At 62.4% G+C, this 18,559-nt stretch carries 18 protein-coding genes; 9 read left to right on the top strand and 9 right to left on the bottom strand.

Features of this window, described 5'->3' with window-relative positions:
- Positions 1–105: 105 nt before the first annotated feature.
- Both WDJ60_RS09070 and WDJ60_RS09065 read left to right on the top strand, forming a co-directional pair.
- Positions 106–1,383: an MFS transporter gene (locus WDJ60_RS09070; protein ID WP_340100059.1), complete on the top strand. Its 1,278-nt coding sequence runs from the start codon at positions 106–108 to the stop codon at positions 1,381–1,383.
- A gap of 186 nt (positions 1,384–1,569) precedes the next feature.
- A complete protein-coding gene (locus WDJ60_RS09065; protein WP_340100058.1) occupies positions 1,570–1,866 on the top strand; it encodes an acyl-CoA thioesterase in 297 nt (98 codons plus the stop codon).
- Here WDJ60_RS09065 and WDJ60_RS09060 read toward each other — a convergent pair.
- A complete protein-coding gene (locus WDJ60_RS09060) occupies positions 1,863–3,131 on the bottom strand; it encodes a M24 family metallopeptidase (protein WP_340100057.1) in 1,269 nt (422 codons plus the stop codon). The two genes, WDJ60_RS09065 and WDJ60_RS09060, sit on opposite strands and share 4 nt — an antisense overlap.
- A gap of 94 nt (positions 3,132–3,225) precedes the next feature.
- Between WDJ60_RS09060 and WDJ60_RS09055 the strand changes: the two genes are divergently transcribed.
- Together WDJ60_RS09055 and WDJ60_RS09050 are read left to right on the top strand one after the other, a co-directional pair.
- Positions 3,226–4,665, top strand: a complete 1,440-nt coding sequence (locus WDJ60_RS09055) for an amidase (protein ID WP_340100056.1) — start codon at positions 3,226–3,228, stop codon at positions 4,663–4,665.
- A gap of 69 nt (positions 4,666–4,734) precedes the next feature.
- Positions 4,735–5,208, top strand: a complete 474-nt coding sequence (locus WDJ60_RS09050) for a VOC family protein (RefSeq protein ID WP_340100055.1) — start codon at positions 4,735–4,737, stop codon at positions 5,206–5,208.
- Positions 5,209–5,212: 4 nt separating this feature from the next.
- Here WDJ60_RS09050 and WDJ60_RS09045 read toward each other — a convergent pair whose 3' ends face one another.
- Positions 5,213–6,175: an NAD-dependent epimerase/dehydratase family protein gene (locus WDJ60_RS09045; RefSeq protein ID WP_340100054.1), complete on the bottom strand. Its 963-nt coding sequence runs from the start codon at positions 6,173–6,175 to the stop codon at positions 5,213–5,215.
- A gap of 109 nt (positions 6,176–6,284) precedes the next feature.
- On the opposite strand from WDJ60_RS09045, the gene WDJ60_RS09040 reads away from it, so the two are divergent.
- Positions 6,285–6,680: a RidA family protein gene (locus tag WDJ60_RS09040; protein ID WP_340100053.1), complete on the top strand. Its 396-nt coding sequence runs from the start codon at positions 6,285–6,287 to the stop codon at positions 6,678–6,680.
- A 12-nt stretch (positions 6,681–6,692) separates the two neighbouring features.
- Here the strand turns inward: WDJ60_RS09040 and WDJ60_RS09035 are convergent, their stop codons facing one another.
- Positions 6,693–8,396: a thiamine pyrophosphate-binding protein gene (locus tag WDJ60_RS09035; RefSeq protein WP_340100052.1), complete on the bottom strand. Its 1,704-nt coding sequence runs from the start codon at positions 8,394–8,396 to the stop codon at positions 6,693–6,695.
- The gene (locus tag WDJ60_RS09030) at positions 8,389–8,715 is read right to left on the bottom strand and encodes an EthD family reductase (RefSeq protein ID WP_340100051.1); all 327 of its coding nucleotides are present in this window, start codon (positions 8,713–8,715) and stop codon (positions 8,389–8,391) included. Before WDJ60_RS09030 ends, WDJ60_RS09035 begins: the two co-directional genes overlap by 8 nt.
- Positions 8,716–8,871: 156 nt before the next feature.
- On the opposite strand from WDJ60_RS09030, the gene WDJ60_RS09025 reads away from it, so the two are divergent.
- Positions 8,872–9,642, top strand: a complete 771-nt coding sequence (locus WDJ60_RS09025; RefSeq protein WP_340100050.1) for an IclR family transcriptional regulator — start codon at positions 8,872–8,874, stop codon at positions 9,640–9,642.
- 924 nt (positions 9,643–10,566) lie between these two features.
- On the opposite strand, the gene WDJ60_RS09020 is transcribed toward WDJ60_RS09025, so the two are convergent.
- Entirely contained in the window at positions 10,567–11,376 is an 810-nt protein-coding gene (locus WDJ60_RS09020; protein ID WP_340100049.1) for an enoyl-CoA hydratase/isomerase family protein, read from the bottom strand.
- Positions 11,376–12,260, bottom strand: a complete 885-nt coding sequence (locus WDJ60_RS09015) for a 3-hydroxyacyl-CoA dehydrogenase family protein (protein ID WP_340100048.1) — start codon at positions 12,258–12,260, stop codon at positions 11,376–11,378. Before WDJ60_RS09015 ends, WDJ60_RS09020 begins: the two co-directional genes overlap by 1 nt.
- Positions 12,261–12,362: 102 nt before the next feature.
- On the opposite strand from WDJ60_RS09015, the gene WDJ60_RS09010 reads away from it, so the two are divergent.
- On the top strand, positions 12,363–13,505 hold the full coding sequence (locus tag WDJ60_RS09010) for a thiolase family protein (protein WP_340100047.1): 1,143 nt from the start codon (positions 12,363–12,365) through the stop codon (positions 13,503–13,505).
- Position 13,506: 1 nt separating this feature from the next.
- Here WDJ60_RS09010 and WDJ60_RS09005 read toward each other — a convergent pair whose 3' ends face one another.
- Both WDJ60_RS09005 and WDJ60_RS09000 read right to left on the bottom strand, forming a co-directional pair.
- Entirely contained in the window at positions 13,507–14,937 is a 1,431-nt protein-coding gene (locus WDJ60_RS09005) for a zinc ribbon domain-containing protein (RefSeq protein WP_340100046.1), read from the bottom strand.
- A complete protein-coding gene (locus tag WDJ60_RS09000; RefSeq protein WP_340100045.1) occupies positions 14,934–16,106 on the bottom strand; it encodes a thiolase domain-containing protein in 1,173 nt (390 codons plus the stop codon). The genes WDJ60_RS09005 and WDJ60_RS09000 overlap by 4 nt, the downstream gene beginning before the upstream one ends.
- Before the next feature lie 161 nt (positions 16,107–16,267).
- On the opposite strand from WDJ60_RS09000, the gene paaK reads away from it, so the two are divergent.
- The gene (gene paaK / locus WDJ60_RS08995; RefSeq protein WP_340100044.1) at positions 16,268–17,557 is read left to right on the top strand and encodes a phenylacetate--CoA ligase PaaK; all 1,290 of its coding nucleotides are present in this window, start codon (positions 16,268–16,270) and stop codon (positions 17,555–17,557) included.
- 9 nt (positions 17,558–17,566) lie between these two features.
- Here the strand turns inward: paaK and paaI are convergent, their stop codons facing one another.
- Entirely contained in the window at positions 17,567–17,965 is a 399-nt protein-coding gene (paaI, locus tag WDJ60_RS08990) for a hydroxyphenylacetyl-CoA thioesterase PaaI (RefSeq protein ID WP_340100043.1), read from the bottom strand.
- Between the two features lie 118 nt (positions 17,966–18,083).
- Here paaI and WDJ60_RS08985 point away from each other — a divergent pair, with 118 nt between their 5' ends.
- Positions 18,084–18,542, top strand: a complete 459-nt coding sequence (locus WDJ60_RS08985; RefSeq protein WP_340100042.1) for a MaoC family dehydratase — start codon at positions 18,084–18,086, stop codon at positions 18,540–18,542.
- The last annotated feature ends 17 nt before the right edge of the window (positions 18,543–18,559 follow it).

Below are 18,559 nucleotides of genomic sequence, written 5' to 3'. Positions count from 1 at the left end.
TCGTGCGGTTGTGTGTACAATGGCTTTCAGTGGCTACTATAGCCCAACGTTCCTGCCACTTTCCAGGCATTTATATCGCCCCCCGTGATGACGTTACGTGTCAGCATGATTCGTAGTATCTGGACCGACCCGACCAAGCGACGGTGGGTCGGGTGGGCGGCACTCGCCAGTGCGTTCGTCGTCGTGAACTTTCATCGTGTCTCGACAGCGGTGCTCGCGGACACGCTCAGTCGGGCGTTCGACACCACCGGTGCAGAGCTGGGACTGCTTCACTCGGCGTTTTTCTACGTCTACGCTCCGATGCAACTGTTCGCCGGTATTCTCGCCGACCGGATGGGGACCCGGCGAGTCGCGACAGTCGGGTCGGCGGTGATGGGGATCGGTGTCGTCTGGTTTTCGTTCAGCGGGACGTACCTGTCCGGCTTTCTCGCCCGCCTGCTCATCGGTCTCGGTGGTGGCGTCATCTACATCGCCACGCTCCGATACTGTGCGAACTGGTACCGGGCCGACGAGTTCGCCACCGTGACGGGATTGACGCTCTCTGCGTCGGCCGTCGGCGGGCTGCTCGCCGCGACGCCGCTTGCCGTCCTCGTCGCAGCAGTTGGCTGGCGAGATGGACTGGTGGGTATCGGACTGGGGGGCTTCGTCATCACTGCAGGGGTGTTGGTCTTCGTCCGCGACACGCCGGCAGCGGCCGGTTTCTCGGCTCTCGAGGGCACACCCGAAGCTGCCACACAGACGTTTTCTGAAGTGCTGTCCGGTGTCAGGACGATATTCCGAAGGCAGGACACGTGGATTATGGGCGTGATGTTGTTTTTCGCGACGGGGATGAACTTCACCGTCATGGGGCTGTGGGGGGTCCCCTACATCGTGCAGGCCTACGACGTGTCGGTTCAAACCGCCTCGCTGTACACGCTCGTTGGCAACGCCGGCCTCGTCGTCGGATCGCCGGTACTGGGCTGGCTCTCGGATAGACTGGAGGAACGGACCGGTATCATCCTCGTTGCTGCCGTGGCCTACTTTCTCGCGTACACGAGCATCGTCGCCCTCGGGACACCGCCACTGTGGTACGTGGGGCTGATCTTTTTCCTCGTCATGTTCCTCCTCGGCGGGTTCACCCTCTCCTATACCGTGATCAAGGAACGCCACACCGCAGAGCGGTCGGGCACCGCGACCGGGACGATAAACGGGATGGGCTTTCTCGGGGCCGCAGTGCTCCCCGGCGTCCTGGGCTGGGTGCTCGACGTGTTCTGGACCGGTGACACCGTCAGCGGCAGTCGCGTGTACACGCTCTTTGGCTACCGGGTTGCCTTCGGCGTCGCTGCTGCGAGCGGCCTCATCGCGCTTGTCTGTGCGACGTGGCTCCACTGGCGGGCACAGTGAGAACCACCATCATTAAGCACACACTCTCTCATCCACAACCATGTCGACGACCGACGAGCGCTACGTCTACGAAGCCGATATTACCGTTCGATTTCGCGACATCGACAGCATGGGGCAGGTCCACAATGCCGTCTTTCTGACCTACGCCGAGGAAGGTGGGTACGGTACTTCCGGGACGTACTCAGTGTGGCGCTGCCGGAGACGAACGGCGCTATCGTCCACCAGGAGATCGACTACCACGCCCCTGTCACACTCGATTCGGCCGTTACCGTCCGGTATCGCGTCGCCCGCGTCGGCGATACGAGTCTCACAATGCGTTTTGAGGTTGTCGTCGACGACGAGACGGCAGCCACCGGTGAAGTCGTCCAGGTTCTGTTAGACGAGGACGATACTCCGCGGTCGATTCCGTCAGCGTGGCGCGACAAAATCAGTGCGTTCGAGAAGTTCGTCGACGTGGTCGAAACCGAATCGAGCCGCAATTAGTAGTCGATTCGGGTGATCTCTTCGACGGGCCACTCGCTGAGGATTTCGACGCCGTTCTCGCGGACGACGACCATCTCTTCGACGCGGACACCCTGTCGCTCGGCGGGTTGCATCGTCTCGACGGCCATCGTCATGCCCTCCTCGATTTCGATTGGGTGGTCCGGCGAGAGCCCACGCCAGATGAGCGGTACCTCGTAGAGCTGGAGGCCCAGGCCGTGCGCCCAGTGGTTGGTGGTCATCTGCCAGAACTCGTCGGCGTCGTACCAGTCCATGTGCTCGCCTTCCTCATCCGGGAACCCTTTGCAGATTTCGTCGGTCGTCGCACCAGGCTCAATGCGTTCGAGCACGTTGTAGAGGTCGTCACGCGCTTTCTCGTAGGCGTCTTTCTGAGCCTGCGTTGGCTCGCCCATGCTGAACGTGCGGTAGTAACAGGAGCGATAGCCCAGGTAGCCGATGTTGTAGAAGTCGGCGTACACCAGGTCGTTGGGCCGAATCATCCGGTCGGTCGTATTCGCTTGGTGTTTCGGCCAGGTGTTCGGGCCGGAGGTGACGTACCCGCCCTGGGCCATCGCGCCGTGGCGCCAGAGTTCGCCGACGGCATCGCCCCAGACTTCGGATTCGCGCTTGCCGGGTTTCGCGCTCTCGGTGATTTTCTGGAAGCCAGCCTCGCAGATGGCCGCAACCTGTCGCAAGCACTCGATTTCGTCCCGGGTCTTGGTCTTCCGGGCGTCGAGCATGATATCCGTCGCCGCGCCGGTGTCGACGTCGACGCCGCGGTCCTCGAACTTCTCGACGAGTGCGCCGTTGCCGATATCGATACCCATCGGTTCGCGGTCGACGCCGTACTCTTCCATCGCGGTGTACACCGTCTCGGCCATCTTGTCCTTGAGCCAGTCACGCGCTGACGGACGGCCCGACGCCCGCGGGACGTTGCCGAGGCCGGGACAGGCGTAGCGGATGTCGTCCAGCCACGGGCAGTTGAACTTCTGGTTCGAGGCGTGGTCTGCGGTGTCCCAGTGGACGATATCGCCGTCTTCGGTCAGCAGTGTGTAGTGGTCGGCACCGCTGCCGCCGGTCATCGCCAGCCCGGTCACGTACCGGACGTTCGGGTCGTTGATGAGCAGCATCGACCCCAACTCGGAGTCCTGCAGTCGTTCGAGTGCTCGCTCTTTGCGCTCGCGTCGCATCCGCTGGACGTCGATACGTTCCTCCCAGTCGACGGCCATGGTGCCACGCGTTCCTTCCATGAAGTCGCGCTCGTACATCACTCTCGTGTACAGGGAGGACCCTAATCAAACTCCGGATTCTCGTGGGAGTTACGCGAATCTTTATTCACAGTGCATGCGAATATCACACAGTATGGTCGACGACACAGACGTCCGCGACGTGGCTGACCGACTCGGAATCGAACTGGACGAAAGCGACCTGTCGGCGTATGCCGAAGCCGCGAACGGACTGGGTGCGCAGTTCGACGGGTTGGCGGCTTACACACCAGATTCCGAGGCTGCGACTGCCGTCGAGAGCGGCACAGACGACCACAACGCCGTTCGCTACCGGTTCGAACTACCGGAGACCACGGGAGAACTGGGAGATCTGGAGGTCGGTGTCAAGGACAACACTGCAGTTGCCGGGGTGCCGATGCATTGCGGGTCCGACGCAGTCTCGTTTACACCCACATACCACGCCACCGTCGTCGAACGGTTACACAGCGCCGGCGCTGTCGTCACCGCGACGACGAACATGGACGAGTTCGCCTACTTTACGACCGGTGAAACCTGCGCGTTCGGGCCTATCGAGAACCCGCGAGTCGAGGGCTGTGTCCCCGGTGGGTCATCAAGCGGGAGCGGTGCAGCGGTCGCCGCGGGGATACTCGACGCAGCACTCGGGAGCGACACCGGTGGGAGCGTTCGCATCCCCGCGTCGTTCTGTGGCACCGTCGGGCTCAAGCCGACACACCGAGCGGTCCCACGGTTTGGTTTCGCCGACCTCGCACCGTCGCTGGACTGCATCGGCCCCCTGGCACGCGACGTGGAGACGGCCGCTCGTGTCTACGACACGATTGCTGGCCCCGACCCCAGAGACCCCTCCTCGCTCGTCAGTTCCCCGTCGACTGACGCGGCTGCCGGCATCGACGATTCGGTCGCGACTCTGGAGGTGGGCGTCGTCACCCCGGCGATGGAAGACACCGACGACGAAGTCACTGACGCCGTCGAGACAGCAGTCGACTCACTCGACAGTCACGGTATCGAAGCCGAGACTGTGTCGCTCCCGCAGTACCGCACTGCGACGCTGGCCGGGCTCGTCTTCGCCGGGGCCGAGTTCGCGACGCTCGCGCTCGCGGAGGGGCAAGTGGTCGGAACCGGGACCGGATACAGCGAACCCTGGCGCGAGGCATTCAGCGACGCGGTCCGGTCGCCCGACCTCGGCGAGAACGTCCGCGAGCAGATACTCACGAACGGCGCACTGGCCGAAAATGGGCTCGGCCACTACGTTGCCGCCCGGAATATCGGCACTGAATTCACCACGACAGTCGACGACGCGCTCGGAACCTACGACGCGCTCGTGACACCGACGACACCGATGACTGCCCCGGCGTTCGGCGACATCGCGACCGACGAGGACTTTGCGCGGACTGTCGCCAACACGGTCCCGTTCAACGTCACCGGCCACCCGGCACTTACCGTGCCAGTCGAGACCGACGACGGCACACCGGTTGGAGTCCAGTTCGTCGGGCAGCGTGACGGCGAACGGACGCTGGTCGCACTGGGTGCAGCCCTTGAATCGACAGCAGGCCACTGAACGAGGTGCTACGTCAGACTGGTGTGTCTGACCACAGCCTATAATTGTGCTCCACGAGCACGTCCCGCTATGACACACGAGACGCCGATTCGCGTCGACCACACCGGTATCGCTGTCGAATCCATCGACGACGCCGAACCAGTCCTCTTTGCCCTCGGCTGTCGGAAGCTCATCGAAGAGTCCGTCGAAGGGCGGTTCCGGTGGGCGCAGTACGACTTCGGCCAGGAGGCCTCGCGGCTGGAACTCATCGCACCCGAGGCCGACGACACCTTCCTGACGCGGTATCTCGACGAGAACGGGCCGGGGCTGCACCACGTCACGCTAGAGGTTGCTGACATCGACGCCGTCATCGCTGCCATCGAGGATTCAGGGATCCAGACGGTCGAATACCGCGAGTACGACGACTGGACAGAGGCGTTCGTTCCACCGTCGAATCCGACCGGTGCGCTCTTTCAGTTGTTCGAGTACCACGACAGCTACGACGAGGGCCGTCCACCGGCCGATTCGCTGTACGTCGACGGCGAGCGACTGGCAGAACAGTAGCCGGTCAGACCGGGTCCAGTCCGTTCTCCTCGCGGAGCGTGTTGATATAGGAGCGGAACCCGTGTTCGAGGTCGTACTCGACTTCGTAACCGAAGTCTTCCTGGGCGGCGGTCATATCGAGGTTCTGGGTCCAGGGGAGTTCGCCCTCGTCCGACACGTCGAGGTCGGCGTCAGGGACGATATCCCGGACGGTATCAGCGGCTTCGCGAATCGTCGCGAGCACCCCGCGGACGTTGTAGACGCGCTGGCCGAGGTCAGACTCGTCGACGAACGTGGCCTTGCGGAACGCCTGGGCGATGTCGCGGGCGTGTTGCCAGTCGATGACCTGGTCACCGTACTCGACGCTGAAGGACTCGCCGAGCGCGGGCTTTTCGATGATGTTCGCGAGAAACGCCGACCCACCAGTCTCACGGTAGGGGCCGTAGGCGACCGTCGGGCGCAGCGCGACGTGGTCGAGGCCGTAGTCCTCGTGGTAGACCCGCGCCTGGTGTTCGTTGTACTCCTTGGTCGCACCGTAGAGCGTGTCCGGGTAGACGAGTTCCTCTTCGTCGACGTACTCGGCGTCGTAGTTGTGCGGCGGGGCGTACACCGCGGCACTGGAGGCCCAGGCGACCCGCTCGACCTGGTCGTCAAGCGTGCGCGCGGCCTCGAAGACGGCGTTTGTCCCCTGGATGTTCACGTCCAGCGCGGCACGCGGGTTGTCCCGCGCGGTGTTGGTCAACAGTGCCGCGAGGTGGACGATGTGGGTCGTTCCCGTCTCCTTGACGGCGCGAATGACATCAGTCGCCTCGGAAACGTCACCGCGGCGAATCGTCACGTCGTCGGCGACGCCCAGTTTCGAGAGGATGTGGTCGTCCGTCGAGAGGTCGTAGGCCACCACGTCGTGGCCGTCGTTCACGAGGTCCTCGACGACGTACGAGCCGAGGAAGCCGGTTCCGCCAGTAACGAGTACCGTATTGTCTGCCATCGTTATAGCAGAACCGACACGGAGCAAAATGAAAAAGTTTGTTATCGACTCGTTCGCGGCGGCCCCCACCACCGATAGCTATTTTTGCTGGTGTGCCGAGAGTCCGGCCATGTCACGGAAAGTCATCAACCCTGACGGCCTCGTCGACGCGCCAGCGATCGGCTACAATCACGGTATCGTCGAGGATGGAACGCTCTACACGTCCGGCCAGGTCGGCTGGGACGAGCACTTCGAGGTGGCCGGCGAGGATATCAAGTCACAGACTCGCAAAGCGTTCGACAACGTCGAGACGCTGCTCGCGGCAGTCGACGCGACGCTCGACGACGTGACGAAAGTGACGGCACACATCGTCGACCCGCCTGCCAATCGCGAAGGATTCTTCGAGATCTGGAACGAAGTCTACACAGACCAGCCCTATCCCTGCCTCACGATTCTTGGCCCGCACAAACTCGCACAGGAGGACTTTCTCGTCGAACTCGAAGTTGAAGCGCCAGTCGAAAAATAACCGTCAGACGGCCTACTCGTGGAGGCCGCCGACTTCTTTGTAGAACGAGGACTGGAGGGATTCGACCATCTCCTCCTCGCGGTCGATGCGGGCGTCGATGACGAAGGGCACGTCGGCGCTGGTCCCCTTCTCAAGCGCATCGGCGAGTTCATCGGGCGTGACCGCCTGCGTCGCCTCGGCCCCGAACGCTTCGGCGGCTTTCACGAAGTCGGTGTCGTGGAACTCGACGCCAGCGATGTCGCCATCTTCGTGTTGCATCTGGCGGACCATCCCCAGACTGGTGTCGTTGAGTACGACGAAGGTGGGGGCGACGCCGTGTTCGACAGCCGTTTCGACGCTGGTCATCGTCATGGTGAAGCCGCCGTCGCCGGCGACGCCGATGACATCCTTGTCGGTCGTGATGGCGGCCGACACCGCTGCGGGTGTCGCCCAGCCCATCGCACCGACGCCGCCGCTTCCGTAGTAGGTGCCCGTGTCGGGCGCCTGGAGGTAGTTGAGCAGCCAGAAACGGTTGTTGCCGGAGTCAGCAGTAACAATCGTGTCTTCGTCGACGACTGCTTCGATCTCCTTGACCGCGCGCTGGGGCTTGATCGGCGAGTCGTCGGAGTCGCATTTGGGGTCGTAAAACGACTCCTGTGCCTCGGCCGCACGGTCGCGTGCCCAGTCGTTGCCGGCGCTGTCGGGCAGTTCAGCAGCCAAATCGTCGAGGCTCTGTGCGGCATCGCCGATGAGCGCCACGTCGGCGGGGTAGACCCAGCCGGCGTTGCGCGTATCGATGTCGGCGTGGATGATGGTCTGTTCGTCCGGCCGGATGAACTCCGGCGACTGCCAGTTCGTGTCCATCGGATTCATCCGACAGCCAACGACGAGCAACACGTCGGCCTCGCTGACGACCTGGTTCGCCCCTTCGTGACCGAACGAACCGATGACACCCGCCGCAAGATCGTGGGTTTCGGGGAACGTCGACTTGCCCAGGTAGGACGTCGTGACGACGGCATCGGTCGCTTCAGCGACCGTCTGGAGTTCGTCGTAGGCGTTGGCCGCGTGGACGCCGTTACCGGAGACGATGACCGGCCGGTCGGCCTCGCTCAGGGCGTCGATTGCGGTTTGCACGTCGTCAGCGTCGGGCCGGGACTCCCAGTTCTGGACCTGGTCGTGGCCGTCCCAGACCGGCGGGACTGGGTCTTCGGGCATCTCTTCGGTGACGGCGTCGCCATCGAGGATGATTGCTGTGGGGCCAGGCCGGCCAGCAGTCGCGTGTTTGAACGCGAGCTGGAGACTGCGGACAGTCTCGGTCGGCGAGCGGGGGAACCAGTTCTCCTTCGTGTAGGCGTCCAGTGCGGACGGCAAATCGAGGCCGCCGTAGTCGCCGCGTGCTTGCTGATACGGTGCAAGCGTGGAGTACTCGCCGCGCTCGCTGGCTTCGGTGATAACGACCATCGGCGACGAGGCGAGTTTGCCCTCCATCTGGCCGATGGCACCGAGACTGCCAATCCAGGGCCCCTGTCCGGCGAGGACACCTGGATTACCGGTGAGACGGCCGTGCATCTCGGCCATGACGCTGGCTTCGCGCTCGTCGCGGGGGCGGACCATCTCCACGTCGTAGTCGGGCACGTGGTCGAGAATCTCGATGATACGACCACCGGGATACCCGAAGACGTAGTCGACATCTTGCTCGTCGAGTTCCGCGACGAGACGTTCTCCGACTTCAGTCATGCATCTCGTCGAGCTGGACGGTTTCTTCGACGATGAGGCGCGGCCCGGCCTCGAGGTCGATGAACTCTGCGGCGTCGGCCTGTACCTCTGCGGCGATATCGGAGTCGAACGCTTCGCCCAGCGAGGCCATATCCTCGAAGTAGAGTTCGAGCACACCGTCGAACTCGGCGTCTTCGGGTCGTGTCGGAACCGACGTGACGTAGCGCTTGAGTCCGGGCAGGTCCTTCGCGAGGTCCGCGTGGTCGCCTTGCCACCGCTCGGCGAACTCTTCGTGACTGTACCCGTCCGCGCGGACGAGCAGGTCGACTATCTTTGGCATACACGTACACCGTCTCATTGGTGGGTCTTTTGTTTAACGGTTATCCGATTTTCAACTGAAACCCGGGTTTGCTGACAGAACGTCCAGAAGAGTTGAGACAGGCGTTCGATTAGCTCGAACAAAAGTTTTGTAAAGAGACCCCCCCTGCGTAGGAGTATGACAGTACCAGCCGACTCCAACAGACCGGTCGAGACCGTCGAGCGGGCCATCGAAATAATCGAGTACCTCAAGGAGAACGGGTCGGCGACAGTCCCCGAGATCACCGACTACCTCGGCTGTGCGAAGAGTACGGCACATAGACACCTCAAGACGCTCGAATCGAACAGCTTTCTCATCGAGGAGGACGACGAATATCGTCTTGGCATCCGATTTCTGGACTACGGCTCTATCGCTCGCGACAAGTACACGCTGTATCAGGAGGCGAAGCCGAAAGTGGACGAACTCGCAGACGAGACCGAAGAGAAAATCTGGTGTACTGTCGAGGAGCACGGCCGGAGCGTCCACATTTACGGCGCACAGGGGAAACATTCCGTCCGAACGTACGCCCGGGTCGGTCACCGGAACTATCTCCACCAGCACGCGGCCGGGAAGGCGATACTGGCACATCTGCCCGACGAGCGGATCGAAGAAATCGTCGATGCGTACGGGCTCCCAGCGCGGACACCACACACCATAACCGACGTCGACGACCTCTGGGAGGAAGTCGAGACGATTCGTGACCGAGGGTACGCGTTCAACCTCGAAGAGTCGGTCGAGGGGTTACACGCTATCGGTGCTCCGATAACCGACAAAGACGATATCGCAATCGGTGCAATCAGTATCTCCGGGCCAGCTAACCGACTCGACGGATCCCTGCTTCGAGAGGAACTCCCCACGCTCCTGCTGGGCGCAGTTAACGAGATTACGATTAACCTGGCACACGCGTAGTGCTTTTGACCGGTCACCGAGCACGACGGTCGACTTGTGGAGGCTACCGATCAGACGACGTCCTCGTCCGAAAGATTCGAACGCCTGTTGAGAGAAGTACTTTTACAATTGTATGAGATCTGGTCAATTAGCGGCGCTGCGTGCGTTCTGAGCGGAACCTACGCTAGTCAGTCTGCACGCGATGTATGTTACCGCTGCACATAATTGTTCAACATCAGTGAACGAAATGTGATCCCCAGAGACTCGTAACCAACTGAGTCGAGGAAATATTCTCGCTCGAACGCTCAAGCCGCCATCAAACAGGAGTACACAGCAGACCAGCGCCAGACGTATCTGATACTAGCTCAGAGGTTGTTCGAATAATTCGAACAAGATGCGAAAGAGGGTTGTCTCGGCGGAGGTGCAGCCGAAGCGAGACAGATACGAGCAGAATCTCAGTACCCATTACAACTATATAGTCGTCAGTCAAGCCCATTCAAATGGGTATCTCGACTCGAAACGAGACACCCGCGAGGTGCTCGTAGAAGACACGACATAGCGGATAGCCGCAATCACAGTAGTATCGGGAGATAGGAGATAGAAATTCAGTTCGACTACTCTACAGAACGTCGATACAGAGCATATAACCCATGATTCATCATGAACGAACAAGAGTGACAGGAGTTGGCGGAGTGATTTACCCCACCACTCGGACTAAAGAATCAAACGAGGTGGTTTGCGAACAGTTACCAGGTCTTCTCTACGGACCCGTTTCCTGCAAAACTTGCTCGTTTGCACAACTTCGTTCTATTTATTCGAACGGCTTATAGTTAAATAAGAACTCCGAAAAACCCGTCGAGAATTGCTTGAACCGGTAGTACTGTACTTCAGCTTCGTTTGGTTATATCGAACTGCCGCCTCAGTTAGTGACAGTCGTAATAGGGGTTACTCACTGGGCCATTCAGGTTCTCTGTCCTCGAAGAACGCGTCGATGCCTTCGTTCTTGTCCTCGGTGGCGAACAGTTGGGCGAACAGTTCTGCCTCGTACTCGATACCGTTTTCGAGGTCCATCCGCGAGGCGGCTTTGACGGATTTCTTCGCAAACTCGAGGGCGACAGGGCTTTTCTCGGCCATCGACCGTGCCAGGTCGTAGACGCGGTCGTCGAGTCTGTCGTCGCCGTACACTTCGTCGACGAGACCGATCTCTTTGGCCTCGGCCGCGTCTATCAGTTCACCCGAGAGGATGAGACGCATCGCGTGGCCTTCACCGACCAGTCGGGGCAGTCGCTGTGTGCCGCCCCCACCCGGCATGATGCCGAGGTTAATTTCGGGTTGCCCGATTTTGGCGTCTTCGTGTGCGATACGAACGTCACAGGCCTGGATGAGTTCACAGCCACCGCCGAGGGCGTGGCCGTTGATTCGTGCGATGACCGGAATCGGGCAGTCGTCAACGTACTCGTAGACGCGGGGTCGCTTGCTGGCCTCGCGCTGCTCGAGTGCGTCTCGCTCCCGGAGCTCCGTCACGTCTGCGCCCGCGACGAATGCCCCGGTCTCTGCTGCGCCGGTCAGGACGAGTACCCGAAGGTCGCTGTCGGGGACTTCGTCCAGAACCGTTTTCAGTTCCGAACGGAGTTGGGCGTTGAGTGCATTACGTGCCTCCGGGCGGCTCAGTTCGACCGTCGCGACGTGGTCGGCCCGACCCTCGACCGACACGTTCACCGTCTCACAGTCCGCTGCAGCTGCTTCGAGCCCCATCAGTCATCACTCCAGTCGCCGCTCGTTCCGACGATTTCCCCGTCTTCCCAGACGTAGAATCCTTCGCCGGTCTTTTTCCCCAGCTTGCCGGCCCGGACTTTCCGCTTGAGAACCTGCGGCGGGCGGAACCGCTCGCCCAGTTCCTCGCGGAGGTATTCCAGAATGTCCAGGCGCACGTCGAGACCGACGACGTCGCCGAGTTCGATGGGACCCATCGGGTGGTTGTACCCGAGTTCCATCGCCGCGTCGATGTCTTCCGGCGAAGCGACACCCTCCTGGACCATCCGCATGGCCTCGACACCGAGCGTGACCCCGAGTCGGGAGGAAGCAAAACCCGGCGAGTCGGTCACCTGGACGGGCGTCTTGTCGATATCCTCGACGAACTCGTGTGCCCGGTCGACGGTCTCCTCGCTCGTCTGTTCGGCGACGACGATTTCGACGAGCCCCATGATGTGGACGGGGTTGAAAAAGTGGAGACCGACCGCGCGTTCGGGGTGTTCGAGCGCGCTGGCGATCTCTGTCAGCGACAGCGACGACGTATTCGAGGCGATGAGCGTGTCGCGTCCGACGTTTTCCTCGACTTCCGTCACCGTCTCGTGTTTGATATCCATGTCTTCTGGCACCGCCTCGACGACGAGGTCGGCACCCGTGACGGCGTCCGCCAGCGATGTCGTCCCCGTCAGTCGGTCGAGGGTCGCTGTCGCCGCTGCTTCGGTTACTTTGTCGCGTTCGATACCTTCGTTCAAATTCGATTCAATGGCTGCCAGTCCGTCGTCGACGATGCTCTCGTCGATGTCGCGAATCCATACGTCGTGGCCCGCCATGGCCGAAACCTGGGCGATACCGTGGCCCATAGTACCGGCTCCGAGTACGGCTACCTGCATCAGTTCGAGGCACAACGCCGAAGAATAAAAACGTTGCTTGCTCGCCGGGAGCTGCGCGAGCCAGTGAATTAATGTCAGTGCCCCAGTAACCTCTAACCGACAATGACCGATTCAGGACAACGAGCCGTCGTTGTCGATGCCGTGCGAACTCCCCAGGCACGGAAAGACGGCGCGCTAGCCGAACAGTACCCCGAAGACCTCGTGACGACAGTCCTCGACGCGCTCGTCAAGCGGACCGACGTTCCCGCCGCCGACTGGGACGACTTCCGACTGGGCTGTGCTAACCAGGAGAACGAGCAGGGCCGGAACCTGGCCCGGCAGTCGTTGCTCGCCGGTGGCTTTCCCGAGACCGTCCCCGGGTCGACGACGACACGCCTCTGTGGCTCGTCGCTGACGACGCTCAACGACGCCGCCCGCGCCATCGAAGCTGGTGACGGGGCGGTCTACCCCATCGCCGGCGTCGAGCAGATGAGTCGGATTCCCTTCTCCGACTGGCTCCACCCCGCCATCGAGGAGCGCTACGACCCCGATAGGCTCCCGATGGGACAGACGGCCGAGACCATCGCCCGCGAACACGGGATCAGCCGCGAAGCGCAGGACGAGTTCGCGCTGCGCTCGCACGAACGGGCCGTCGACGCGGCGGAGAGCGGCCGGTTCGACGACGAAATTATTCCGGTCGAAACAGACGACGGAGTCGTCGATGCAGACGAGACGCCCCGCCCGGACACCACGTTCGAGACGCTGAACGACCTGCCGACGGTGTTCCGCGACGACGACCAGGCGTCGGTCACGCCCGGCAACGCCTCGCCGCTGACTGACGGTGCCGCTGGCATGCTCGTCACCTCCGAGGCCTACGCCGAGGAACATGGCCTCGACCCGATGGCCCGCATCGAGACACGGGCAGTCGTGGGCGTCGACCCGCTGGTGATGGGTCGGGGACCGATTCCGGCCACCCGTGCCGCACTCGACGATGCGGGCATGTCCCTCGACGACATCGGCCTCGTCGAACTCAACGAAGCGTTCGCTGCACAGAGTCTCCACTGCGTCGAGGAACTCGGGATTCCCGACGAGAAGCTGAACGTCAACGGCGGCGCAATCGCACTCGGCCACCCGCTCGGCTGTTCGGGCGCGCGCATCTCGACGACGCTGCTCCACGAGATGGACAAACAGGACGTCGACTACGGACTCGCCACGATGTGTGTCGGGTTCGGACAGGGCGTGGCGACGATTTTCGAGCGGGTCTGACCTATCGTCGGACCTCGCGCAACTGCGCTTTGAACCCGTACCGGGTGACACCCTCCTGGGTGTAGATGCGCCGAATGGTCGACTCGACCCGGTCGCCGATGCCGACCGTCTGGTCGCCGACCAGCACCTGCGAGGGGATGCTGACGGTCTCCTCACCGTCTGGGCCGTCGAGTGCGACGACAGCGCTGACGAACGGCCCGCTCTTCGACTGTTGCTCGACGAACTCCGGCGGTGCACCACCCTGCGAGATGGTGGTCGCCGCCTCGACGGTCCCGGTGCCCGGGAGTTCGACTTCCTCGAAGGAGTCGGGCCGTTCGTTGCAGTCGTGACAGGCCCCGCTCGGCGGGAAGTTCAGCGCGCCACAGGACGGACACCGGCCGGCGACAAGCCGGTGGCGCTGGGGTATCGTCCGCTGCCAGGACGGGACGCTGACGTACGCGCCGCCGCCTTCGGGTTCGTCGCTGGTAATCTCGCCGCGCCGCCGGAGATACTTCTCGTAGGACAGCGTCGCCTCGCTTTCCAGCGCCGTCGCAGTCGGAACCGGCCCGTCGACCACGAAAAGGTTCGCGCCGGCACCGCTTCCGTAGGCCGCCAGCAGCACCCGCTCGGCACCCTCATCGAACGCCTTCGTCGTCCCGAGGAACGCACTCGCTGCGCCGGTATCCCCGAGGAAGCTCACTGTCTCGGCGGCCGAAATCGTCCCGGCATCGACACCGAGTGCGCCCGTCGCACGGTAGGGGAGTTTCCCGTCCGGCGACTGGACCGCCGCCGCGTCGATACCGTCGGCCTCGACGTGCTCGGCGGCCCCGGCCAGTGCCGTCGTGAACGACTCGCGATCGTACTCTGTGACGCCCAGCCCGGTCGTCTCGTCGCCGCCACCAGGGCGGAATCGCGTGCCTGGGTACGGCTCGACGTGAGAGCCACGGTCGACGACAGTTCCGGGCCCGTCACTGTCGAGCACCACCGCAGTCGCGCCGGCCCCGGCAGCGTGTTCCATTGCACTGTCGGGTGCGCCCTGTGGGCTGTCGCCGACGATGACGAGACCGATATTGTCACCCCACGGGCCAGCGTCGAGTGCGCCGTCGAGCGCCTGTGCGCCGGCGCGGGTGCTTCCCGTCACCGTCCGCGTCGTCACGTCGTCTGGCGCACCGAGCATACTCGCCAGTCGAGCGGTGAGGTCCTCCTCGGCCATCGGCGGCGTCGTGCTCGCAAAGGCCAGATGGGCGAGGTCCGACCCGTCCCGGTCGAGCTGGTCGAGCGCGCGGCGTGCTGCTTCGACGCCCATCGTGAGTGCGTCCTCGTCGGCTTCGGGGACGGCTTTCGTCTCGATACCCGAAGCGTTGAAAGTTCCCCATGCCTCTTCGAACTCCTCGGCAGCGATACGCAGTCGCGGTGCGTACGCACCGAGTGCCGCGACGTGAACGTCGCTCATTGTGCCACCTCCCGTTCGAGAACGTGGACAACGGCACCGCCGCCACTGCCTCCGACGTTGTGGGTCAGTCCGTACTGTGGGTCCTCGACCTGTCGGTCACCGGCCTTGCCGCTGAGCTGTTTGAACGCCTCGGCCACCTGTCCGGCACCCGTCGCGCCGATGGGGTGGCCCTTCGATTTGAGCCCGCCGGAGGCGTTGACGGGAAGTTCCCCGTCCAGATCAGTCGCGCCGTCTTCGAGCAACTGGTAGGCTTCGCCGCGGTCACAGAAGCCCAGGTCCTCGTAGGCGAGCAGTTCGGCGATGGCAAAGCAGTCGTGGACCTCCGCGAAGTCGAGGTCCTCTGGACCGATGTCGGCCATCTCGTAGGCTTTCTGTCCGGCAGTTTCCGACGACGAGATGGAGGTGTACGAATCGCGCTGGAAGAGACCGACCCGCTCGCTCGCTGCACCGACGCCGGCAACCCGAATCGGGTCGTCGGTGTACTCATCGACGACGTCTTCACTCGCGACGAGGACGGCGGCCGCCCCGTCGGAGGTCGGACAGCAGTGATAGAGGTTCAGCGGGTCCGCGACCAGCGGCGCGCTGACAGCATCCTCGAGGGAGCACTCGAAACCGAGGTGTGCGTTGGGATTTTTCGCGCCGTTCGCGTGGTTCTTGACCGCGACCATCGAGAGGTGTTCCTGTGTCGCCTCGTACTCGTCGAGATAGGCGCTTGCCATCTGGGCGTAGACGCCGGCGAAGGTCGTCCCCGTCAGTCGCTCCCACTCAGTCTCACCGGAGACGCCGAGCCAGTACTTCGTCACGTCGCTGCTCATGTCGGTCATAATCTCGACGCCGCCGCCGATCGCCACGTCGGCCATCCCGCTTTTGACCGCCTGCACCGCCTGCCGGACCGAGTAGCCGGAGGCGGCACAGGCGTTCTCGATGCGTGAACTCGGGATGCCGTGCAGACCGACGTGCTCGGTCGCCGCCGGGGCGGAGAGGCCGAGTTGCCGTCCCCCGACACCCAGCGAGCCGATGACCGCCTCGTCGATGTCGGTTTCGTCGATTCCGTGTGGTACACTGTCGGTCGCCCGCTCGAAGGCGGACTCGAACAGCGAGCGATAGCTTTCGTCGGGCATCGCGCCGAACGGCGTCTGCCCTGCGCCGATAACATAGGCGTCGCGCATACACTCATCTTCCGCAGGTGGCGAAAAATAGCTTTTCCTCCGAGCGCGCGACGGATTCTCGCGCGGGCGCTCGTCAGCGCGACACGTCATAGTAGTCACCTGAACAATGCGACATATACCCGAACCGTTTTTAATGTCGTCGTCCAATCGGACAGTGAAGCATGGTTTACAAGCCCGAAGAGGCCTACGACCGGGGAGAGCTGCGCGAGTTGCAAAACGAGCGCCTCTGCGAGACGGTCGAACACGCCTACGAGAACGTACCGTTCTACCGCGACAAACTCGACGAGAAAGGGATCACACCCGAAGACATCAACGGTGTCGAGGACCTGCAGGTCCTCCCGATGACGACAAAGGAGGACTTCCGCGACGAGTACCCCGACGGCCTGTTCGCCGTCGATAACGAGGATATCGCCCGACTCCACGCCTCCTCTGGCACGACCGGCAAGCCCAAAATCGTCTCCTACACCCAGGACGACCTCGACGTGTGGAGCGAAGTCGTCGCACAGTCACTGAAAGCCTCGGGTGCGAACCCCGGCGACACCGTCCAGAACGCCTACGGCTACGGCCTGTTCACCGGTGGTCTCGGCCTCCACTACGGCGTCGAGGAACTGGGTGCGACAGTCATCCCCATTGGGAGTGGCGGCACACAGCGACAGGTCGAACTCATGACCGACCTGGAGAGTGACGTGTTCACGTGCACGCCGTCCTACGCGCTGTATCTGGCCGAGACGGCCGAAGAGATGGGCTTCGAGCCGTCGGAGCTTCCCATCTCGACGATTATCTTCGGAGCGGAACCCTGCACGGACCCGATGCGGGAGGAAATCGAGGAGCGCCTCAATGTCAACGGAATCGATATCTACGGCCTCTCGGAAATCATCGGCCCCGGTGTCTCGTGTGAATGCCACGAGGCCCAGGACGGCCTGCACATCTGGGAGGACCACTTCTATCCGGAAGTAATCAACCCGCAGACCGGCGAACCCGTCGAGGAAGGCGAAGAGGGCGAGCTCGTCCTCACCACGCTGACCAAAGAGGCACTGCCCGTCCTTCGATACCGCACTGGCGACCTGACCACCCTCAACTACGACGAGTGTGAGTGTGGCCGGACAATGGTCCGCATGGACAACGTCACCGGTCGCGCCGACGACCTGCTCATCGTCCGCGGTGTCAACCTCTATCCCAGCGAAATCGAACACGTCGTTCTCGACATCGACGGCGTCGCGCCACACTACCGCATCGACCTCTACAAGGAGGGCAGCCTCGACGTCATGGAACTGACCGTTGAGAAAGACCTCGACTTCGAGGGCGACGAAGAAGAACTGCAGAGCATTATCATGAAGCGACTCTCGAACGTGCTCCAGTTCACGCCGGACGAACTCGACCTGGTCGAGCCCGGCGGGATCGAACGGACGGAAGTCGGCAAAGTCCAGCGCGTCTACGACCACCGCGAGTGACCACCGTCGTCAGGTCATCCGGTACACTCGACCGCGGAACGTCGCGATTCGGTTCTCGTTTTCGTCGGTGATTACGATCTCGTACTCGGCTGTTTTCCCGGCGATGTGTGTCTCTTCTGCTGTCGCGGTTAGTGTCTCCCCGACGTCGACGGCTTCGAGATAGGAGATGTTCGTCTCCAGGGCAACGGCCGTCTCGCCGTGCGAGTTCGACGCCGCGGCGAATGCGGCATCTGCCAGCGAGTAGATAGCACCACCGTGCGGCGTGTCGTGGAAGTTCAACAGGTCTTCCGTGATCGTTAGTTGCGTTCGGGCATACCCCGAGTCCAGTTCGACGACATCGATACCGAGAGTCTCACAGAACGCGTCGGATTCGATGCGCTCGCGGACCTCGTCTGGGACACCAGACATACGGCATCTGTTTCCACCAGCGGCAATATATACGTACTGGTCGTCGACAGGATCGGCGCACGCGCTCGTCCGAACGGGGAGAATAAAGCTATAAATACGTGCTAGCAGATGAACAGATATGGCGTACAGTTACGAGCCACATCACTACGAGGATTTCGAGGAAGGAGAAGAGTTCATCAGCGTCGGCCGGACCGTCACGGAGTCGGATTTCGTGATGCACTCGGCGCTGTCAGGCGACTGGACCGAACTCCACACCAACAAGGAGTACGCAGAAGAGCAGGACTTCGGCGAGCGCATCGCCCACGGACCGATGACGTTCGTCCAGGCGACTGGCTTCGTCTACCGAACCGGTATCGTCGAGCGGACGGCCTACGCCTTCCTGGGGATGAACTACATGGATCTCCCGAATCCGGTCAACATCGGCGACACGCTCCAGTTGGAGATGGTCGTTTCCAACAAGAAAGAAGTCGGTCGCGACGACGTCGGACTGGTTGTGCTCGACACAGAGATGGAAAATCAGGAGGGGACGACGGTCTTCGAGGGCGACATGAAGTTCCTCATCAAGAAGAAGGACTGAGACTGGCCGGCTGTTAG

Source organism: Salinibaculum salinum (genome assembly GCF_037645885.1).
In the GTDB taxonomy this organism is placed as follows: Archaea; Halobacteriota; Halobacteria; order Halobacteriales; family Haloarculaceae; genus Salinibaculum; species Salinibaculum salinum.
This window is presented reverse-complemented; position numbering and strand designations above follow the sequence as displayed.

Bases quoted from the DNA above. Each gene is read 5' to 3' on its own strand.
- WDJ60_RS09050 (WP_340100055.1), top strand. From the start codon at position 4,735: ATGACACACGAGACGCCGATTCGCGTCGACCACACCGGTATCGCTGTC.
- WDJ60_RS09005 (WP_340100046.1), bottom strand. From the start codon at position 14,937: ATGAGCGACGTTCACGTCGCGGCACTCGGTGCGTACGCACCGCGACTG.
- WDJ60_RS09000 (WP_340100045.1), bottom strand. From the start codon at position 16,106: ATGCGCGACGCCTATGTTATCGGCGCAGGGCAGACGCCGTTCGGCGCG.
- WDJ60_RS09055 (WP_340100056.1), top strand. From the start codon at position 3,226: ATGGTCGACGACACAGACGTCCGCGACGTGGCTGACCGACTCGGAATC.
- WDJ60_RS09035 (WP_340100052.1), bottom strand. From the start codon at position 8,396: ATGACTGAAGTCGGAGAACGTCTCGTCGCGGAACTCGACGAGCAAGAT.
- WDJ60_RS09015 (WP_340100048.1), bottom strand. From the start codon at position 12,260: ATGCAGGTAGCCGTACTCGGAGCCGGTACTATGGGCCACGGTATCGCC.
- paaK (WP_340100044.1), top strand. From the start codon at position 16,268: ATGGTTTACAAGCCCGAAGAGGCCTACGACCGGGGAGAGCTGCGCGAG.
- WDJ60_RS09020 (WP_340100049.1), bottom strand. From the start codon at position 11,376: ATGGGGCTCGAAGCAGCTGCAGCGGACTGTGAGACGGTGAACGTGTCG.
- WDJ60_RS08985 (WP_340100042.1), top strand. From the start codon at position 18,084: ATGGCGTACAGTTACGAGCCACATCACTACGAGGATTTCGAGGAAGGA.
- WDJ60_RS09025 (WP_340100050.1), top strand. From the start codon at position 8,872: ATGACAGTACCAGCCGACTCCAACAGACCGGTCGAGACCGTCGAGCGG.
- WDJ60_RS09040 (WP_340100053.1), top strand. From the start codon at position 6,285: ATGTCACGGAAAGTCATCAACCCTGACGGCCTCGTCGACGCGCCAGCG.
- WDJ60_RS09060 (WP_340100057.1), bottom strand. From the start codon at position 3,131: ATGTACGAGCGCGACTTCATGGAAGGAACGCGTGGCACCATGGCCGTC.
- WDJ60_RS09045 (WP_340100054.1), bottom strand. From the start codon at position 6,175: ATGGCAGACAATACGGTACTCGTTACTGGCGGAACCGGCTTCCTCGGC.
- WDJ60_RS09070 (WP_340100059.1), top strand. From the start codon at position 106: ATGATTCGTAGTATCTGGACCGACCCGACCAAGCGACGGTGGGTCGGG.
- WDJ60_RS09030 (WP_340100051.1), bottom strand. From the start codon at position 8,715: ATGCCAAAGATAGTCGACCTGCTCGTCCGCGCGGACGGGTACAGTCAC.
- paaI (WP_340100043.1), bottom strand. From the start codon at position 17,965: ATGTCTGGTGTCCCAGACGAGGTCCGCGAGCGCATCGAATCCGACGCG.
- WDJ60_RS09010 (WP_340100047.1), top strand. From the start codon at position 12,363: ATGACCGATTCAGGACAACGAGCCGTCGTTGTCGATGCCGTGCGAACT.